This window comes from Polyangium jinanense, from assembly GCF_028435365.1.
On sequence record NZ_JAGTJJ010000076.1, the window covers coordinates 1 to 18,739 of the forward strand.

General features: G+C 69.5%; 15 protein-coding genes. 10 read left to right on the plus strand and 5 right to left on the minus strand.

The window, feature by feature from the left end; translation table 11 throughout:
* Window positions 1–223: 223 nt before the first annotated feature.
* Window positions 224–1,054: a hypothetical protein gene (locus tag KEG57_RS49190; RefSeq protein WP_272459834.1), complete on the minus strand. Its 831-nt coding sequence runs from the start codon at window positions 1,052–1,054 to the stop codon at window positions 224–226.
* A 230-nt stretch (window positions 1,055–1,284) separates the two neighbouring features.
* A complete protein-coding gene (locus tag KEG57_RS49195; protein WP_272459835.1) occupies window positions 1,285–2,958 on the minus strand; it encodes an aminotransferase class I/II-fold pyridoxal phosphate-dependent enzyme in 1,674 nt (557 codons plus the stop codon).
* A gap of 131 nt (window positions 2,959–3,089) precedes the next feature.
* On the opposite strand from KEG57_RS49195, the gene KEG57_RS49200 reads away from it, so the two are divergent.
* From KEG57_RS49200 to KEG57_RS49245, 10 genes are all read left to right on the plus strand, one after another.
* The gene (locus KEG57_RS49200; RefSeq protein WP_272427828.1) at window positions 3,090–4,451 is read left to right on the plus strand and encodes a sigma-54-dependent transcriptional regulator; all 1,362 of its coding nucleotides are present in this window, start codon (window positions 3,090–3,092) and stop codon (window positions 4,449–4,451) included.
* A 140-nt stretch (window positions 4,452–4,591) separates the two neighbouring features.
* Complete coding sequence (locus tag KEG57_RS49205) at window positions 4,592–6,139, plus strand: aminopeptidase (protein ID WP_272427864.1); 1,548 nt, start codon at window positions 4,592–4,594, stop codon at window positions 6,137–6,139.
* Between the two features lie 126 nt (window positions 6,140–6,265).
* Window positions 6,266–7,594 (plus strand): PhoH family protein, encoded by a 1,329-nt coding sequence (locus KEG57_RS49210; RefSeq protein ID WP_272427829.1) that lies wholly within the window; start codon window positions 6,266–6,268, stop codon window positions 7,592–7,594.
* A 5-nt stretch (window positions 7,595–7,599) separates the two neighbouring features.
* The gene (locus KEG57_RS49215) at window positions 7,600–8,697 is read left to right on the plus strand and encodes a tyrosine/phenylalanine carboxypeptidase domain-containing protein (protein WP_272427830.1); all 1,098 of its coding nucleotides are present in this window, start codon (window positions 7,600–7,602) and stop codon (window positions 8,695–8,697) included.
* A 66-nt stretch (window positions 8,698–8,763) separates the two neighbouring features.
* Entirely contained in the window at window positions 8,764–10,161 is a 1,398-nt protein-coding gene (locus tag KEG57_RS49220) for a hypothetical protein (protein ID WP_272427831.1), read from the plus strand.
* A 48-nt stretch (window positions 10,162–10,209) separates the two neighbouring features.
* Window positions 10,210–11,160 carry an ion channel gene (locus KEG57_RS49225; RefSeq protein WP_272427832.1) on the plus strand — a complete coding sequence of 317 codons (951 nt, stop codon included), beginning with the start codon at window positions 10,210–10,212 and terminating at the stop codon, window positions 11,158–11,160.
* Between the two features lie 334 nt (window positions 11,161–11,494).
* A complete protein-coding gene (locus KEG57_RS49230; protein WP_272427833.1) occupies window positions 11,495–13,858 on the plus strand; it encodes a Tex family protein in 2,364 nt (787 codons plus the stop codon).
* Between the two features lie 45 nt (window positions 13,859–13,903).
* Window positions 13,904–14,503 (plus strand): Uma2 family endonuclease, encoded by a 600-nt coding sequence (locus tag KEG57_RS49235; protein ID WP_272427834.1) that lies wholly within the window; start codon window positions 13,904–13,906, stop codon window positions 14,501–14,503.
* A gap of 26 nt (window positions 14,504–14,529) precedes the next feature.
* Window positions 14,530–15,699 carry a hypothetical protein gene (locus KEG57_RS49240; protein ID WP_272427835.1) on the plus strand — a complete coding sequence of 390 codons (1,170 nt, stop codon included), beginning with the start codon at window positions 14,530–14,532 and terminating at the stop codon, window positions 15,697–15,699.
* Window positions 15,700–15,741: 42 nt separating this feature from the next.
* Window positions 15,742–16,104: a hypothetical protein gene (locus tag KEG57_RS49245; protein WP_272427836.1), complete on the plus strand. Its 363-nt coding sequence runs from the start codon at window positions 15,742–15,744 to the stop codon at window positions 16,102–16,104.
* 3 nt (window positions 16,105–16,107) lie between these two features.
* On the opposite strand, the gene KEG57_RS49250 is transcribed toward KEG57_RS49245, so the two are convergent.
* The 3 genes from KEG57_RS49250 to KEG57_RS49260 are packed head-to-tail and all read right to left on the minus strand — an operon-like array spanning window position 16,108 to window position 18,604.
* Window positions 16,108–16,926: an indole-3-glycerol phosphate synthase TrpC gene (locus KEG57_RS49250; RefSeq protein WP_272427865.1), complete on the minus strand. Its 819-nt coding sequence runs from the start codon at window positions 16,924–16,926 to the stop codon at window positions 16,108–16,110.
* A complete protein-coding gene (trpD, locus tag KEG57_RS49255) occupies window positions 16,926–17,987 on the minus strand; it encodes an anthranilate phosphoribosyltransferase (RefSeq protein ID WP_272427837.1) in 1,062 nt (353 codons plus the stop codon). Before trpD ends, KEG57_RS49250 begins: the two co-directional genes overlap by 1 nt.
* Window positions 17,984–18,604: an anthranilate synthase component II gene (locus tag KEG57_RS49260; protein ID WP_272427838.1), complete on the minus strand. Its 621-nt coding sequence runs from the start codon at window positions 18,602–18,604 to the stop codon at window positions 17,984–17,986. The genes trpD and KEG57_RS49260 overlap by 4 nt, the downstream gene beginning before the upstream one ends.
* Window positions 18,605–18,739 lie beyond the last annotated feature (135 nt).

Genomic DNA, 18,739 nt, shown 5'->3' on the forward strand with positions numbered 1-18,739 from the left:
GCATCGCGCAGTTCATCGACCCCGGGTCCAGCGCTTGCGCTGGTCCAGGTCCAGGGGCGGATAGCCCCGGTGGGGCCTGGGGCAAAGCCCCAGCGAAGCGCCTCCCAGATGAGACCAATGCTCAGGCCCTGGTTCGGGTCGAGGGGCGAACAGCCCCCGCGGGGCCCGGGGCAGCGCCCCGGCGCGGCGGTTTGCGATGAGGCGGCTCCGTATCAGCCGACGATCACAGGCATTCGTTCGAGATGCAGTCCTTGCCGGGCGGGCAGGGGGTATCGAGGTCGCACTCGGGGTTGACCTCTTCGTTCGTCTTGCAGATCCCCTGAGCGCAGGCGACGAAGCGATTGTCGATGAGCTTGCAGGCGTTGAGATCGCCGCAGGGGTAATGGCAGTAGCCGTCTGCGCCGCACTGGGCTGCGCCGGGGCAGGGCTCCTTGCCTGGACCGCAGCCGGGGATGGGGGAGGGATCGGGGATGCAGCCGCCGGCCGTGCTGTCGCAGATCTCGCCGGCTGGGCAGTCGCTGTGCTTGGTGCAGGCCGGCTCGCAGATGCCGTCGATGCAGGCCTCGTTGCTCGCGCAGGGCTTCATCGGACACGCGGTCACGGGGTCGGCGACGCAGACACCCTTGTCGCAGACGTACCCAGATTGGCACGGACTGTTCTCGTCGCAGCCGACCTCGCACTGCCCGTTTGCGCAGACCTTGCCGGGGCCGCATTCGTAGCTGTGGTTGCAGCCGACGAGACAGAGGCCCTCCAGGCAGACCTGGCCGGAGGGACAGTCGCCATTGTCGACGCAGGCGCAGGTGGTCACGTTCGGGTCGCACGTGGGATTGCCGCCGCCCTGGCCGCCCTGGCCGCCGCCGCCGCCTTGGCCCACGTTGGGATTGGCGGGGTGACAGCCGTAGCCGTCGCAGATCATGCAGTTTTCCCCGTTCGCGTCGCATTCGATCTGGGCGTCGGCGTCGGAACAACCGCCGTAGCCGCTGCCGCTCACGGCGAGGACGAGGAACAGGGCGCTCGGGCCGACAAGCTTGGCGAAGGATGGACGCAAGAACATGAAAACCCTCCAGCGACGGACGCGCCGCAACGAGCGCGCGGGGCGCCTGCGTATTCGTACCACGGGGGTGCGTAACACGCACCGTGCCACCGTCTTACGTTGCTTGGGGTGCGGCGTTCACGCGTCGCTGTGAACGCCGGGCTACGCGTCATGGTACGCGCGCGTTCACGCGGAGGGAGTCGGTAGAGCGTCCAGAGGGGACGACGGACGCTCTTCGGGGAAGCGTGGCGCTACGAGATCACGCCGAACTTCTTACCGACCTTCTCGAATGCTTCGAGCGCGCGATCGAGGTGGTGACGCTCGTGCGTCGCCATGTAGCTCGTACGGAGAACCTGCTGCTTCGGGGGGACGCCGGGCGTGATGAATGGGTTCACGTAGATCGAGTGCTCGTCGAGCAGCGTCTTCCACATCATCACGGTGCGCAGGTCGTCGCGGATGTAAATCGGGATCACGGCGGTCTCCGTCTTCCCGAGCTCGAAGCCGAGACGGCGCAGCTCGTTCCGCATGTACGTGAAGTTCTCGCGCAGCTTTTCCTGCCGCTCGGGCTCCTCCTGCATCACCTCGAGCGCGGCCATCGCCGCGGCCACGCTCGGCGGCGCGGCGCTCGCGGCGAACAGGAAGCTATAGGCGAAGTGCTGAATGTAATCGAGCACCTTGCGTTCGCCGACGAGCCAGCCGCCGATCGACGCGAGCGATTTCGAGAACGTCCCGCCGATGAGGTCGACCTGATCCGCGACCCCGAAATGGGCGGCGGTGCCGCGGCCGCCGGGCCCGATCACGCCGAGCGCGTGCGCGTCGTCCACGAGGAGCCGCGCCTTGTGCTTCTTCACGACCGAGGCGATGCCGGGCAGGTTCGCGATTTCGCCCTGCGCGCTGAACACGCCGTCCGTGATGACGAGCGCGCCTTCGCTCGTGTCGAGCTCGGAGAGGGCCTGGTCGAGCGCCTCGGGATCGTTGTGCCGGTAGCGGACCATGCGCGCGCCGGCGGCTTGGCCGAGGCGGACGCCGTCGTAGATCGAGGCGTGGTCGTCCTTGTCGATGACGGCGACGCTCTTCTTGTTGGAGAGCAGCGCGCTGATCGTGGCGATGTTGACCTGGTAGCCCGTGGTGAACACGAGCCCGGCCTCCTTGCCGTGGTAGGCCGCGAGCTTCTGTTCGAGCTCGTTGTGCAGGCGCATCGACCCGTTCACCAGCCGCGAGCCGGTCATGCTCGTGCCGTACTTGTCGATCGCGTTCTTCGCGGCTTCGCGGACCTTGGGGTGCGTGGTCAGCCCGAGGTAGTTGTTCGAGCCGAGCATGATGACCTTGCGGCCTTCGAGCTGCGCTTCCGGCCCGTTGTTGAAGTCGAGCGGGCGGAAGAACGGGTAGACGCCCATGGCGCGGGCGTTGTCCGCGGTCATGAACTTGTAACACTTCTCGAAGACGTCCCGGCCGCCGATGCGCGAGAGCGACGTGCGCGACGCCATCTGCTGGGCGAGTTTTTCCTCCGCCGCGCTCCCGGGGCCCGCCGGCTTCGGCGCCTCGGTGCTCGTCGTTTCCCCGTTCGTCGCGACATGCGCGGCGGCGCCGTTCGTCGCGGCTCCGTTCGTCGTGGCGTGCGCGGCGGCGCCGTTCGTCGCGGCCCCGTTCTCCTTCGCCTCGGCCGGTTTCGCGGCGGGTGCGGGGCTCTTGCCGGCCGCGCCCACGACGTCGTCGCCGCCATCGAGGGCCGGGTCGATCGTGGGCAGCGCGTGGCCGTTGAGGAGGATGCTCCAGGCTTCGGAGGCGCGTTCTGCGGCCGCTTCGAGCCGGCCTCGCGCGTCCATGAGGCCCGTCGCCACCTGCATCACGCGGTCGTTGCTGATGAGGCGCATCACGGCGCTGGAGGACGAGAGCTTTTTTCCCAGTCGATCGATCACGCTCATGAAAAGATCCTCGGCCCCCGCCGCATCTTCCGGACCCGGGGATACGGCTCATGGAAGCCCCTGTCAATCGTGCCTCCAGTGCAACCGTTGCAGGGTAGCCTCGATCCGTGTAGAAAAGTTTGCGAGGATCCATGCGTCGAGTCCTGCTCGTCGACGATGAAGAGAACTTGCGGGTCGTCGTTCGCTCCTTCCTGAAGCGCGACGGCTACGAGGTGGAGGTGGCGTCGGGGGTCGAGGAGGCGCTCGCGCTCCTCGAATCCTTCGGTCCGGATTTCATCCTCACGGACGTGCGGATGCCCCGGCTCGGAGGGCTCGATTTGCTCGCGACCCTCAAGGCGAAGGGTGATCCGGCGACGGTCATCGTGATGAGCGCGTACGGCAACGTCGACCTCGCCATCGAGGCGATGAAGTCCGGCGCGTACGACTACATCCAGAAGCCGTTCAAGGCCGAAGAGCTTTTGCTCACGCTGCGCAAGGCCGAGGAGCGGGAGACGCTCCGCCGGGAAAACCGCGCGCTCAAGCAGGAGATCCTGCGCGAGAGCACCTTCGAAGAGATCCTCGCGAAGAGCGAGAGCATGCAGGCGATCTTCAAGACGATCGCCAAGATCGCCGACTACAAGACCACGGTGCTCGTGACCGGCGAGAGCGGCGTGGGCAAGGAGCTCGTGGCGCGGGCCCTCCACCGGCGGAGCTCGCGGCGCGGCGGGCCGTTCGTCGCGGTGAACTGCGGGGCGATCCCCGAGAACCTGCTCGAGAGTGAGCTCTTCGGTTACCGCCGCGGCGCCTTCACGGACGCGACCACCGACCGCGTCGGTCTCTTCGAGCAGGCGAACCACGGCACGCTCCTGCTCGACGAGATCGGCGAGCTGCCGCTCTCGCTCCAGGTGAAGCTGCTCCGGGTGCTGCAGGAAGAGACGATGCGGCGGCTCGGCGACTCGAAGGACATCAAGGTCGACGTGCGGATCATCGCCGCGACGCACCGCGACCTGCATGCCGAGACGCAAGCGGGTCGGTTCCGGGAGGACCTGTTTTACCGGATCAACGTCCTGCCGATCGGCATCCCGCCGCTCCGCGAGCGGCGCGAGGACGTACCGCTGCTCGTCGAGCACTTCATGAATCGCAACAACGCGCGCTTCGGGACGAACATCCGCGCGCTCTCGCCCGAGGCGCGCCGCCTGCTCCTCGAGTACGGCTGGCCGGGCAACGTGCGCGAGCTCGAAAACACCATCGAGCGCGCCATGGTCCTCGCCGAGAAAGACAGCATCGAGGCCGACGACCTTCCCGAGCGCATCCGCGAGGCGCGTGATCCGATCCAGCTCCACCTGACGAGCGGGGAGCTTTCGATCAAGAAGACCGCGCGCGTCATCGAGGAGATCCTCATTCGCCGCGCGCTGCAGAAGACCAAAGGCAACCGCACGCGCGCCGCCGAGGTGCTCGAGATCAGCCACCGCGCGCTGCTCTACAAGATCAAAGACTACCGCATCGATCTCTGAGCCCAGCGCTCCGGCGCGAACCGAGCTACGCGGGATCCCTCGAAGCGGCGGTTTTGTGCCATGGGATTGAAAGCGTCAGCGGACCGACACGGTGCCTGACACGTCGCGAAAAATTGAGTAACTTTTCGACTGTGACGACCATGAAGGGTCCGCCCGGCGCCACGGGACCGACACCTCCTTCGCCGGGGCGCGGGTCGTCGCGGCGAGCGTTCTCCGAGCTTCCTCCGAGCAGCGAGCCGAAGGCCGCGCGCGAGCCTTCCTCCCCGACGAACCCGGACGACAAACCCGTGTCCACGTCGAGCGGCAAACCGTTCTACACGCCGCCCCCGCAGCGCGGGCCGACGCCGACGCCGCCGCCGCCGGCCACGCGTCCGACGAACCCGGCCTCCATTCCGCCGCCGCCGATGCCGTCCTCGGGGCTCGGTCGCTCGACGCCGCTGCCGCCGTCGCCCGCGGGGTTTTCCCGTGGCGTGACGCCGCCGCCGCCTTCGACCACCCCTCGCTCCTGGGCCCCGTCGACGCAGAAGCGCAACACGTCGCACCCGTCGTCACAAGGGTCACAAGCGCCGCGGGCCATCTCCACGATCCCGCCGCCGCCGACCTCGCCGCCGCCCCCGTCGTTCGCGCATTCGACGTCGCGGCCGCCGGCGCCGCCGCGGGCGCAGACGCTCCTTTCGGCGCGGCCGACGGTCGACCCGGGGCTCGTGACGCCGGCGGCGCGCGTGCTCGACGAGCTCGTCGCGCTGGAGACAAACGAGCGGCTGCTCATCGTGCACGACCGGCAGAACGAGGACGTCGCGCGCGCGTTCGAGCAGGTGGCGCAGGAGCGGCGGGCGCGCGTGGAGCGGATCGACGTGGAGGCGCTCGCGCCGCGGCCGTGGGGGCGCTGCCCGCAGGAGGTGCTCGCGGCGGTGCCGGGCGCCGATGTGACGTTGTTTGCCGCGACGTACGAGGAGGGGGAGTACGACGCGCGGCACTCGTTCGTCATGGCGGCCACGGCGAACCGCGCGCGGCACGTGCACATCGTGGGGACGAGCCGGCGCGCGTTCGTGAACAGCATGCTGGCGAGCTCGACGCGGGTCTTCGATCTGATCGCGGCGCTCCGGAACGCGATGAAGCCGCATTCGAAGCTCCAGGTGCGCTCGCAGGCGGGCACGTCGCTCGAAGTCGAGATGGCGCCGAACCTCCGCTGGTTCGCGAACGGGAGCATGATCCGCTCGGGCCAGTGGCTGAACGTGCCATACGGCGCGCTCGTGACGTCGCCTGGGCAGGTGACGGGCACGTACGTGGTCGATGCGTCGATGGGCGGCGGCTACGGCTCGCGGCTCGGCTCGCTGTCGAGCCGGCCGATTCGACTCACGTTCGAGGGCGGGCGGGTGCAGCGCGTGGAATGTCGGGACGCCACGGTGAAGGCGTACGTCGAGAAGTTCATCAATGAAGCGATGGGCCACGATCGGGTGGGACTGCTCTCGCTCGGAGCGAACATCGGCATCGCGGCGCCGCTCGGCGAGCTCATCCACGACGAGAACATGCCGGGCTTGCACCTGTCGCTGGGCGAGAACTTCGCGTCGCGGACCGGGGCGCTCTGGACGTCGCACGGTCAGCTCGCGTTCGCTGCGGCCGACACGGACGTCGACCTGGACGGCGAGCCGCTCATTCGCCACGGACGCTACGTGCGAATGGTATAGCCTTGCGCAGTTCCCCGTCGGGGGGTACGCCGCCTGGCCGTCATTCCTGACAACGATTGGGGCTCTGCTCGGACAAGCCGAGCTACGCCCCGAACCCCACTTGCAACGGGCCGAAGAAGCTCAGCCATGAGGAAAAACTACGTCCTCGACGCCAACGTCCTCCTCCACGACCCGCACGCGATCTTCAAGTTCGAGGACAACGACCTGATCATCCCGATCTACGCGATCGAGGAAATCGACCAGTTCAAGCGGGAAGGGAGCGAGCGGGGGCGCAACGCGCGCACGATCGCGCGATTGCTCGACGGCCTGCGCAGCGCCGCGGGCGCGCTCTCCGTGGGCGTGCCGCTCGAACGAGGAGGCTCGCTCCGGATCGCGATCCCCGAGCGACGGCCGAACGCGCTCGTGGGGCTCGATTCGAAGTCGCAGGACCTCGCGATCTTGCAGGTCGCGATCGACGTCCGCGACAAGGACAAGAGCAAGCCGACGATCTTCGTCACGATGGACACGAACCTGCGCATCCGAGCGGACGCGCTGGGGGTGACGTCGGAGACGTACGAGAGCCAGAACGCGCCCGATCCGGAGAACGAGCTGTCGGTGCTCGAGGTCGAGGTGCCGGGGACCGACGTGGACCTGTTTTTCCAGCACGGGTTCGTCGCGGCGCCCCACCGCTCGGCGCTCTATCCGAACGTGGGCGTGCTCCTGCGTGACGAGGCGAGCGCGACGCACACGGCGCTCGGGCGGTACGACGCTTCGAAGGGGCAAGTCGTGTCGCTGCGTACGCCGCGCGACGGGGTGATGGGCGTCCGGCCGCGCAACAAGGAGCAGGCCTATGCGCTCGACATCTTGCTCGACGACACGATCCGGCTGGTGACGCTCATCGGCAAGGCGGGCACGGGCAAGACGCTCCTCGCGCTGGCGGCGGGGCTCAAGCGGACGGTGGAGGACGGCGTCTACTCGCGGCTGCTCGTGAGCCGGCCGGTGATGCCGCTCGGCCGGGATCTCGGGTTCTTGCCGGGCGACGTCGACGAGAAGCTGAACCCGTGGATGCAGCCGATCTTCGACAACCTCGAGTTCTTGTTCTCGAGCGGAGCCACGCGCGGCAAGAGCAACGCGGACGGGCGCGGGTTCGTGCAGCTTTTGGAGAGCGGCATCGTGCAGGTCGAGCCGCTCACGTACATCCGCGGCCGCAGCTTGCCGCATCAATACCTCATCGTGGACGAGGCGCAGAACCTCACGCCGCACGAGGTGAAGACGATCATCACGCGCGCGGGCGAGGGGACGAAGATCATCCTCACGGGGGATCCGCACCAGATCGACAACCCCTACGTGGATCACGCGTCGAACGGGCTCAGCGTGGTGGCCGACAGGTTCAAGCAGGAGCAAATCGCCGGGCACGTGGTGCTCGCGAAGGGCGAGCGCAGCGAGCTCGCGGAGCTCGCGGCGAACTTGCTGTAGGGACCGTGCCGCGCGCCTCTGGCCCTCACTCGTCGCAATGGATCACGGACGCGGGGAACGCGCTCGTGCAGGCGGCCTCGCGCGTGCGCATGATCATGTGCACGACGCCGACGAACCTGCGGGCGGAGCTCGATCGGCTGGGCAGCGCGTGGGCGCGGGGTGATCACGAGGCGCCGCGGTTCTCGTACGAGCCGCCGCCCGATCACGACGGCCTCGTGGGCGCGCTCGGGGAGCTCGCGGCGTTCCTGGAGAACGAAGGGCCGCTCGGCGCGGTGTACGCCGGAAGGGCCCGGGAGATTGCGGCGGAGGCGCGGGTCTGCTCGGCGGTCGGGACGAAGGAACTCTGGGCCGCGGCGAGGAAAAGGTTTGGCCGGCGCGACCATTACGATGACGCGGCGGACGACCTCGCGCGGCGCTGGCTCTCGGAGCCGCCGCCGCGCGTGTCCGAAGAGGATGCGCCCATTCGCAGCGACGACGAGGCGGACGAGGGATCGCTGCTCGTGCGGATGCGCGCGGAGATCGGGGCGCGGCGCCTGCCATTCCGGGTGGTCGTGGTGCGGGATCTGTCGTCGCTCGCGGCGACGGGCGAGAGCGTCGTGCAGGTCGCGGCGGGGCGGTCCATGACGCGGGCCGACGTGGAGCGGACCGTGCTTCACGAGATCGAAGGGCACGTGCTCCCGCGGTGCCGGGCGGCGGAGATGTCGCTCGGGATCTTCGTGATCGGCACGCAAAGCGGCGCGGATGATCAGGAGGGGCGCGCGCTTTGGCTCGAGCGGCGCGCGGGTGCGCTCGTGGGCGGGCGACGGCGCGAGCTTGCGTCCCGGCACGTGGCGGCGCGGACGCTCGAAGCGGGGGCCGATTTCGTGGAGGCGGCGCGGCTCCTGCTCTCGCACGGGGCGAGCGTTCCGGACGCGCTTCGCATCACGGCGCGCGTGTATCGCGGGGGCGGGCTCGGGCGCGAGATCGTGTATTTGCCGGCGCTGCTCCGCGTGGAGGCGGCGCTCGCGGTGGATCCGGCGCTCGACGGGGTGCTCGGCGCGGGGCGCGTATCGGTCGACGCCGCAGCCGTGCTCCGGCCATTTGCGTCCCGCGCGGGTGCGTGACCGGCGGAAGGCCTTTCTGTTAGCGTCGCGATGAGGGCTTTTCCTTTTCGTGACGTGAGGTGACGCGTGTCCTTCCTTCGCTTGCTCGGGCTCGTGGGGCTTTCGGCGTGGTTCGTGGGTTGTGGCAACGAGGTCGCGGAGACCTCGTTCGTGGATCCGGGCACGGCGCTGTGGGCGCGCCGGTTCGGGCGCGGGAGCTACGTCGAGCCGGTGGGGCTCGTCGGCGTCGCATCGGGCGGCGTGGTCGTGTCGGGCCGCTTTTATGGAGACGTCGATCTCGGCGGGGGCACGCTGCCCGGGCCGGGGAACAATTATCAAGCGTACGTCGCGCGGTACGACGGCGAAGGCAATCACGTCTACAGCCGCGCGTTCGGCGCTGAATTCGCGGAGATGTCGAACGACGTCGCGGTGTTCCCGGACGGCTCCGCGCTGATCGTGGGGACGTTCGGCTGGCCGGTCGATCTCGACGGGATCACGCTGCCATGGGGCGGCAGTGACGACGCATTCGTGGCGAAGCTCGATCCGGCGGGGAAGGTGGTCTGGGCGCGGACGTTCGGCGGTGCGGGGGTTCAACGCGGCACGGCCGTCGCGGCGATGCCGGACGGGGGCGCGGTCGTCGCGGGGCAGACGTTGGGCGAGGTGGATCTCGGGATCGGCGAGCCGCAGGACACTTCGTTCGGCAGCTTCGTCGTGCGCCTCGACGCGAAGGGCGCGTCCTCGTGGTCGCAGATGCTGAAGGGCGGCGGCGAAGTCGTGACCGTTGAGGACATCGCGGTGCAGGGGGAGAGGATCGCTGTCGTGGGGCAATTCATGAACGCCATGGTGGTGGGCTTCGAAGACCAGCTTGTGCAATCGAACGGGTTTCAGGACGGGTACGTTGTGACGTACGATTCCGATGGAAAACCGCTCTGGTTCCACGTGATGGGAGCCGCGGGGTATTACGACGATGCGAGGAGCGTCGCGTTCACGGCCGATGGCGGGCTCGTGATCACGGGAGACGTCGAGGGGAACGTCGACCTCGGCGGTGGATTCATCCAGGCGGTGGGCGAATACGACACGAACACGTATCTCCTGGAGCTCGACGCGGCTTCGAATCACCGGCGGAGCGTCCTTTACGGGGGCGACGGCTGGGATCGTGGGCACGGCGTCGCGGTGACGGCCGGCGGGGGCGTGATCATCACGGGAGAGATGGCCGGGCGCATGTCGTTCGGCGAGGCGAGCCTCGCGGCGTCCGAGGCCGAGATCTGGGGCGACGCATTCGTGGCGGAGCTCGACGCGGACAGGAATCCCGTATTCCTGCGTCGCTTCGGCGGGTCGGAGATGCAAATGGGGCAGCGGGCCGCGGTGGACGGAGAGGGGCGCGTGTACATCGCGGGGACGGCGGTCGGCGCCGTGGACTTCGGACTCGGGCCGACGCCCAGCTCGGGGTACTACGAGACGTTCCTGGTCGCCCTCGCGCCCTGAGCATCGTTTCCCCACGTCGCGCGGACTTCCGCTACGCTCGCCGGCACGATGAGCCAAGCAGAGGTCCCTCCATCTCCTCCCCCGAAGGCGACGAAGTGGACGCGGACCTTGACCCGCAGCGGAGAGTTCGCCGGCATCGCGATCCAGGGGCAAATCACGTCGTGGCACGACTTCTACCATGCGGTGATGAAGGCCCGGTGGCCGGTCGTGGCCCTTTCGCTTTTCACGGCCTACCTCGCGACGAACCTCATGTTCGCGTTTCTGTATCTCCTCGGCGGGGATGCCATCGCGAACGCGGAGCCGGGGTCGTTCACGGACGCGTTTTTCTTCAGTGTTCAAACGATGGCGACCATCGGCTACGGGGCGATGGCGCCGAAGACGCTCTACGCGCACGTGCTCGTGACGATCGAGGCGATCTTCGGGCTTTTTGGCCTGGCGCTGGCGACGGGCATCGTGTTCGCGAAGTTCGCGCGGCCGATGGCGCGGGTCGTGTGGAGCGACGTCGCGCTGCTCTCGAAGCGCAACGGCGTGCCGCACCTCGTGTTCCGCGTGGCGAACGCGCGCGCGAACCAGATCGTGGAGGCGAGCATCCGCGTCTGTGCGCTCAAGTTCGACACGACGAGCGAGGGCGAGCGGATGCGGCGGTTCTTCGATCTCAACCTGCTCCGCGCCACCAACCCGATCTTCGCGATGACGTGGACGGTGATGCATCCGATCGACGAGCACAGCCCGCTCCACGGGATGACGGTCGAGGAGCTCGGCCAGGGGAACGTGGAGATCCTCGCGATCCTGACGGGCCTCGACAGCACGTTCGGGCAGACGATTCACGCGCGGTACGCGTACGCGGCGGACGACATCGTGGAGAACGCGCGCTTCGAGGACATGATCGTGGTGCTGCCGGATGGAAGGCGCGGCCTGGACATCACGCGCATCAGCCTGTGGACCCCGCACGAGCCGAAGGTCGAGGCGGCCGAGAGCGAGGCGCCGAAGGCGGCCTGACGAGAGCAGACGCCCGAGCGGTTGAGCAAGGCATCCTGGACCTTGGCGCGGACGAACCCATATCGACGAACGCCGCGGCGACGGCCTGCTCCAGGCGAGCGCGTTCGGTATCGGTCTCGGTGCGCTCGCTTCTCCGAACGGAACCGCCAGATATCGGATCGTCCCATTTCCGCGGCACCCGTCACGAAGGCAAACGCTTCGGTCCGATGACACGCCGAGTTCTCCGCGAGACGGAATCGCGGGTGCGCGAGGCCACGGGCAAGCTCCGGCGCCGCGTCTGACGCGGTTTTCCCCCTGGACAACCGTCCAGCCCGTGCCTAAAGCCACCCCTCCCATGACTGCCACGACCGACTCCACCACGGTGGCCTCGCCCACGATCACGCTGCCCGCTTTCGACCCCGTCCCGACGCTTTCGGAGGAGCTCACGCTGCCCCGATCGGGCGTCTCGGCAGTGGTAAAGCTGCTCGCCGAGGGCGCGACGGTGCCGTTCATCGCGCGGTACCGCAAGGAGGCGACGGGCGGGCTCGACGAGGTGCAGATCCGCGCCATCGAGGAGCGTCGCACGTACCTCGTGGAGCTCGACGAGCGGCGCCGGCAGGTGCTCGATGAGATCGGCAAGCAAGGCAAGCTCACGGACGAGCTGAAGAAGAAGATCGTCGGCTGCGCGACGAAGGCAGAGCTCGAAGATCTCTACCTGCCGTTCAAGCCGAAGCGCAGGACGCGCGCGATCATCGCCAAGGAGCGCGGGCTCGAGCCGCTCGCGGACCGGATCTGGTCGCAAGCGAAGGAAGGCAGCCCCGACGAGGAGGCGAAGGCCTTCGTCGACGCGGCCAAGGAGGTGCCCGACGTCGCGGCGGCGCTCGCGGGCGCGCGCGACATCTGCGCCGAGCGGATCGCGGAGAACGCCGACGTGCGCAAGACCGTGCGCGAGGCGTACATGCAAGACGGCGTGATCCGCGTGAAGAAAAACGAGGAGCACGAGGGCAAGGCGACGAAGTTCGATACGTACGCGACCTTCGAAGGGCCCGTCGCGGGCATGCCGTCGCACCGCTACCTGGCGATCCGCCGCGGTGAAGCCGAGGGGATCCTGCGCGCGTCGGTGGATCTCGATGGCGAGAGGCTGTTCGCGCCGATCGGCAAGATGAGCGGGCTCGACGGCGGCTCGCCCTGGGCGGGCGAGCTCGGCAAGGCGGTGAGCGACGCGTACAAGCGGCTGCTCGCGCCGAGCGTGCAGATCGACGTGCGCGTGGAGCTGAAGCAGCAGTCGGATCGCGCGGCGGTCGAGGTGTTCGCCCAGAACCTGCGGGAGCTCCTGCTCGCGGCGCCCTTCGGGACGCACGCGGTGCTCGGGATCGATCCGGGACAACGCACGGGCTGCAAGTGCGCGGTCGTCGACGACACGGGCAAGCTGCTCGCGAACGAGACGATCTACCTCGTGCAAGGCGCCGACGCGGAGGAGCGCGGCAAGCGCACGATCCGCGACCTGTGCCGGAAGTACGGCGTGAGCGCGGTGGCCGTGGGCAACGGGACGCACGGGCGCGAGACGGAGCAGTTCGTGCGCGATGTGCTCGCGGCCGAGGGGCTGAAGGAGATCTTCTGCGTGCCCGTGAGCGAGGCCGGCGCGAGCGTGTACTCGGCGAGCGACGTGGCGCGCGAGGAGTTCCCGGATCTCGACCTGACGGTGCGCGGCGCGATCAGCATCGCGCGGCGGCTGCAGGATCCGCTCGCCGAGCTCGTGAAGGTCGATCCGAAGAGCATCGGCGTCGGGCAGTACCAGCACGACGTGTATCAGTCGCTGCTCGCGCGCAAGCTCGACGAGGTCGTGGAGAGCTGCGTGAACATGGTCGGCGTGGAGCTCAACACGGCGAGCGCGCCCTTGCTCTCGCGCGTGGCGGGCATCGGTCCTTCGCTCGCGAAGAAGATCGTGTCGCACCGCGATCAACACGGCGCGTTCTCGAGCCGGAAGAAGCTGCTCGACGTGGCGGGCCTCGGGCCGAAGACGTTCGAGCAGTGCGCGGGCTTCTTGCGCATCCGCGGAGGCGAGCATCCGCTCGACGGGAGCGCGGTGCACCCGGAGCGTTACGCGCTCGTCGAGAAGATCGCCGGAGACCTCGGCGTGCCCGTCGCGTCGCTCGTGGGCGACACGAAGCTCATCGGGCGCATCGATCCGAAGAAGTACATCGGCGGCGACGTCGGCGAGTACACGATGAACGACATCCTGGTCGAGCTGAAGAAGCCGGGGCGTGATCCGCGCGCGAGCTTCGAGCCGCCGAAGTTCCGCGACGACGTGCGGACGATGGAGGACCTGAAGCCCGGGATGGAGCTCGAAGGGGTGGTCACGAACGTGACCGCGTTCGGCGCATTCGTGGACGTGGGCGTGCACCAGGACGGGCTCGTGCACGTCTCGCAGCTCGCGGACAGGTTCGTGAAGGATCCGAGCGAGGTGGTGAAGGTCGGCGACAAGCTGAAGGTGCGCGTGCTCGAGGTGGACATGGTGCGCAAGCGCATCTCGCTGACGGCGCGGAAGGGCGAACGCCCGCAGCCGGGGGCGCAGTCGCAAAGCGCGCAGCAGGGGCGCGGCGGGCAAGGGCCGCAGCAAGGGCGCGGAGGGCCGCAGGGCAAGGGCGGTCCCCAGGGCAAACCCCAGCCGCAGGGGAAGTTCACGAACAACCCGTTCGCGACGCTCCTGAAGCGGTAGGCGGGCGGGCAGCGCGGGGTCGCTCGCTCGTGCTATTTCCGTGGCATGGGGGACCCCGCGCCGAAGCACCGTACGTTCGAGGAGCTTCTCGCCGAGATCGATCGCCTGCCCGAGTACCTGAGCGGGGAGATCCTCGAGCCGGGACAGCTTCGCGTGTTACCTCGGCCTGATGCGCCGCATCGGCGAGCCGTAGCCCAGTGCGAGCGGGCCCTCTACTACCTCAGCCCGATGGACACCCCCGGCGACGGAGCATGGTGGATCGAGCGCGAGGCGGCCATTCGCTTCGGCGATCGGCTCTTCAACCCCGACCTCGCCGGCTTTCGCGTTACACGCTCTCCTGAGCAGCCCGACGAGTACCCCATCACGCTGCTCCCCGATTGGTGCTGCGAGGTTCTCTCGCCGTCGACCGCTCGCGACGATCGCCGGATCAAGCTGCCGCACTACGCGCGATCCGGCGTGGGCTGGGTGTGGTTGATCGATCCGGAGATCCGTCTGTTGGAGGTTTGGCAGACCGAGCGCGAACGCCCCCTGCTCGTCGCATCCGCCGCCGAGGATGAAACTCCCCGCCTGCCGCCCTTCGACCTCGAGATCAACCTCGCACCCTTCTGGATCCTCCCCAAGCCCGTCGAGCCCTCTTCTCCCTGATCCCGCCCGCCAGTACCCTGCGCGGCATGTCCGATACGGCCGTCGAGACCGCGGTCGCGCACCTCTCCCCCGACGCGCGACGCTTGCTCTGGATCCTCACGCGCGCGCTGCCGCCCGTGCCCGAGACGCTCGTCGAAAAGGTGTTTGCGCGCGAGTCGGTGGAGGACGAGAGGTTCCGCCAGATCGGTCGCATGATGGCCGCGTTCGAGCGGATGCCGCCCGAGTCGCGGCCCGAGATGCCCGCCATGCCCGAGGAGGTGAAGCGGCGCATCGCGGCCCTGCGGGAGGCTGGGGAGCCCGAGAGCCCGGATCTCGAGCCGCTCCTCGGTGAGCTCGTGGAGGCGCGGCTCATGACACGCGCGCCGCTGCTCGAAGGGGGTGCGGCGATGGGTCTGGAAGCGACGGAGGCGGCGGCGATCGCGGTGGCGGCGTGGATGGAGGCGCGGCCGGACGAGCGCGCAGGGCAGGACGAGGCCGCGGTGAAGGTCGCGTTCGGCGAGCGATACGGCGCCGCGTTCGTCGCGTCCGTCGAGGGCAAGGTGCCCGGCGGGACGAAGGAAGCGGGCATCGAGGCCGGGATCACGGCGACGTCGTATTTCCTCGGCGCGGGCGCGTTCGCGGCGCTCGCCTCGATGTTCGGCGAGGCCGTGCGCGCGGCGAACGACGCATCCATCGTCGGGCCGGTCGCGGGGGCCGTGGAGGAGAAGGGCGGGCTCGACGCGCTGCTCGGCGCGTTCGACGCGCAGAACGACGCGCTCGGCCACGCCGGGACGCTCGCTGCGCTCGCGGGGTACCACAAGGACGCAGGCGACCTCGGGAAGGCGATCGTGCTGGAGCAGCGATCCCTCGCGCCGCTCGCCCGGCTCGACAACGTGGTGCCGCGGGCGATCGTGCACCTGCGTGTGTCGGAGCTCCTGGAGGTCGCGTCGCGCAAGGAAGAGAGCGCTGCGCACCTCGCGGCCGCGATCCTGTACAGGGCGCTCTCGGGCGTGGATTTCCGCGCGGAGATCCGCGCGCTCGTGGTGCGGCTCGGTCGGGATCGCGGGTACACGCTCCCCGCCGCCGCGGCGTTGCTCGAGGATCCGTCGTTCGCCGATCTCGCGCGGTTCGTGCAGACGAAAGGCGTGCCTGTCACGGACGTGCAGGCCGATCTCGATGCGCTCACGGCGCAACTGAAGCAGCACATCGGCGTCTGAAGGCTTTACGAGGTCGCCTCGGCGGGGCATGAGGATCGCTCGATGCGTACGATCCTGCCGCTGCTCTTCGTGTTCGCGTGTAACTCCGCGTCGCCTTCGGGCCCGAGGAACGCGGAGGACATTCGTCCCGCCACAGACACACAGCCCCCGGCCGCGCCGTCGCCCACGGGATCCTCGACGGAGGCGGCTGCTCCAGGCGATGCGGCCTGCAGCACGGACGCGGATTGCGCGCCGGCGGCGTGTTGCCACGCAGCGTCGTGTGTCGCGCGGAGCGCGGCGCCCGATTGCAGGGCCGTGCTGTGCTCGATGGAGTGTCGGCAGGGGACGATGGATTGCGGCGGCGGATGCATGTGTCAGGGCGGTCGCTGCTCGGCCCGGATGATGTCGGGGCCCGCGGCGATGTGAGGATCAGCGGGCGGCGGCGCGCGCGACCATCGCGGCGAGCAGCGGGCCCGGGTCGTCCTGCCGCATGAGGGCCTCGCCCACGAGCGCCGCGTCGGCGGGGCCTTGCGCGATGCGCGCGACGTCGGGCGGCGAGGCGAGTCCAGAGAGGTGCACCCGCGCGGCGCCACGATCGGCGCGGGTGAGCACACGCTCGGCGCGCGCGTGATCCATGGCGAGCGTGTCGAGATCGCGCGCGTTGACGCCAAGGACACGCGCGTGAGCGCGCTCGGCCGCTGCGAGCTCGTCCTCGGTCGCGACCTCGACGAAGGGTTCGATCCCGAGATCCCGCGCCGCGTCCGCGAGCCGCGCGAGAGCCTCGGCCGAGGTGATGCGCGCGATCAAGAGCGCCGCGTCCGCGCCGTGCGCCGCGGCCATGGCGAGCTGGATCGGGTCCAGGATGAACTCCTTGCAGAGGAGCTTCGGCCGCGCCGCGCCGAAGGCCGCGTCGAGCGCGTCACGGCATGCTGCGAGGTCGTCGTACGAGCCGCCGAAGAACGGACCGTCGACGAGCACGCTGATCATCGCCGCGCCAGCTTCCGCGTATCGCTGCGCGCGCTCGGCCGGCCTCAGCAACGACGAGAGCGCGCCCACCGACGGCGAACGTAGCTTCACCTCGGCGAGAAGCCGCAGCGCCCCGCCCTCGGGCCGGCGGAGCGCTTCGAAGACGCCGCCTGAAGGCACGCGCGTCGTGCGCGGCGGAGGCGCGGCGAGCAGCGCTGCGATCTCAGTGCGCTTCGACGCGAGGATCGTGTCGAGGACGCGCTTTGCTCCCTGCCCGTCCATCACGCCGCCTCCGGCTCTCGCACGCGCAGCGCGGCATCACGGAGCGATGCGAGCCTGCGCATGGCCGCGCCGCTGTCGAGCGCCGCCGCTGCTTCCGCCGCGAGATCCGGCCAGTCGCGCGGGTCGTCCGTCTCGCGGAAGATGGCGAGCGCCGCGGCCGCGTTGAGCACGATCGCGCACCGCGCCGGGTGCGGCTCGCCGCGCAAGACGGCGAGGATCGCCTCGGCATTCTCCGCGGCCGAGCCGCCCTGGATCGCGCCCGGCGGCGAGACCGGCAGGCCGAAGTTCTCGGGCCGCACGACCATCTCGCGCAGCGATCCACGCGCGAGCTCCGTCACGCGTGTCGGCCCGAACGGGCTCACCTCGTCGAGCCCATCCTCGCCGCGCACGACCCACGCGCGCCGCACGCCGAGCTCGGCCAGCGTCGCGGCGAAGATCGGGCGGAGCGCGTGATCGTACGTGCCGAGCAGTTGATGCGTCGTGCACGCCGGGTTCGAGAGCGGCCCGAGCGCGTTGAAGATCGTGCGGATCGCGAGCTCGCGCCGCACCGGCGCGCCGTGCCGCATCGCCGGGTGGTGCGCGGGCGCGAACAGGAACGCGATGTGCGCCTCGCGCAGCACCTCGGCCTGGCGCTCGGGCGGCACGTCGATCGGCACCCCCAGCGCTTCGAGCACGTCGGCGCTTCCCGATCGGCTCGAAACGCTGCGGTTTCCGTGCTTCGCGACGGGCGCGCCGGTCGCGGCGCAGACGAGCGCCGCCGCCGTCGACACGTTGAGCGTGCCGAGCCCATCGCCCCCGGTCCCGCACGTGTCGAGGACCGCGGGCAGCCCGTGATCGACACGCACCATCACTGCGCGCATCGCCTCGGCCGCCGCCGCGATCGTGGAGGCGTCCTCGCCGCGCAGGCGCAGCGCCACCACGAACCCGGCCACTTGCACCGGCGTCCACGCGCCCGCGAGGATCGCGTCGAACGCGCCACGCACGATCGCGCGCGGGAGCGCTCGCTTCTCCCGCGCGATCTGCTCGAACACGTGGGCGAAGCAGGCGACGTCCGCGCTCACAGGAGCGCTCCTGCGAGCGCTCCTCCCGTCCGAGCACGGGCGTGCTCCTTCACGAGATCGAGCCAGTTGTGGAGCAGGTCCATCCCGCGCGTCGTGAGGATCGACTCGGGGTGGAACTGCACGCCTTCGATCGGCAGCCGTGCGTGGCGCAGGCCCATGATCTCGCCCTCGGTCGTCCACGCCGAGACCTCGAGCTCGCTCGGCAGCGAGCTCGGCTCCACGATGAGCGAGTGGTACCGCGTGGCCACGAAGGGCCGCGGCAGCCCCGCGAAGATCGTTCGCCCGTCATGCTCGATCGGCGACGTCTTGCCGTGCATCACGCGCCCTGCGCGCACCACGTGCCCGCCGAACACCTGCGCGATGGCCTGATGGCCGAGACAAACGCCGAGCAAGGGACGCTCGCCGCCGAGCGCCTCGATGATCTTCAGGCTCACGCCTGCCTCGTTCGGCGAGCACGGCCCGGGCGAGACCAGGATGCCGTCCGGGTCGAGGGCGCGCGCGCCGTCCACGTCGATCGCGTCGTTCAGCCGCACGACGCACTTCGCGCCCAAGATCTCCAGGTATTGAACGAGGTTGTAGGTGAACGAGTCGTAGTTGTCGACGACGAGCAGCCGCATCGATCCCACCTTGCTAGCGATGGACGAACGCGCGCCCGTGCCGAGACGCGGGCCGCGATCCTCCATCCCCCCGACCACAAACTAGCACCCGCGCCACGGCGCGGCCGGCCGCTCGACGTGCCTTTTTCGCGGGAA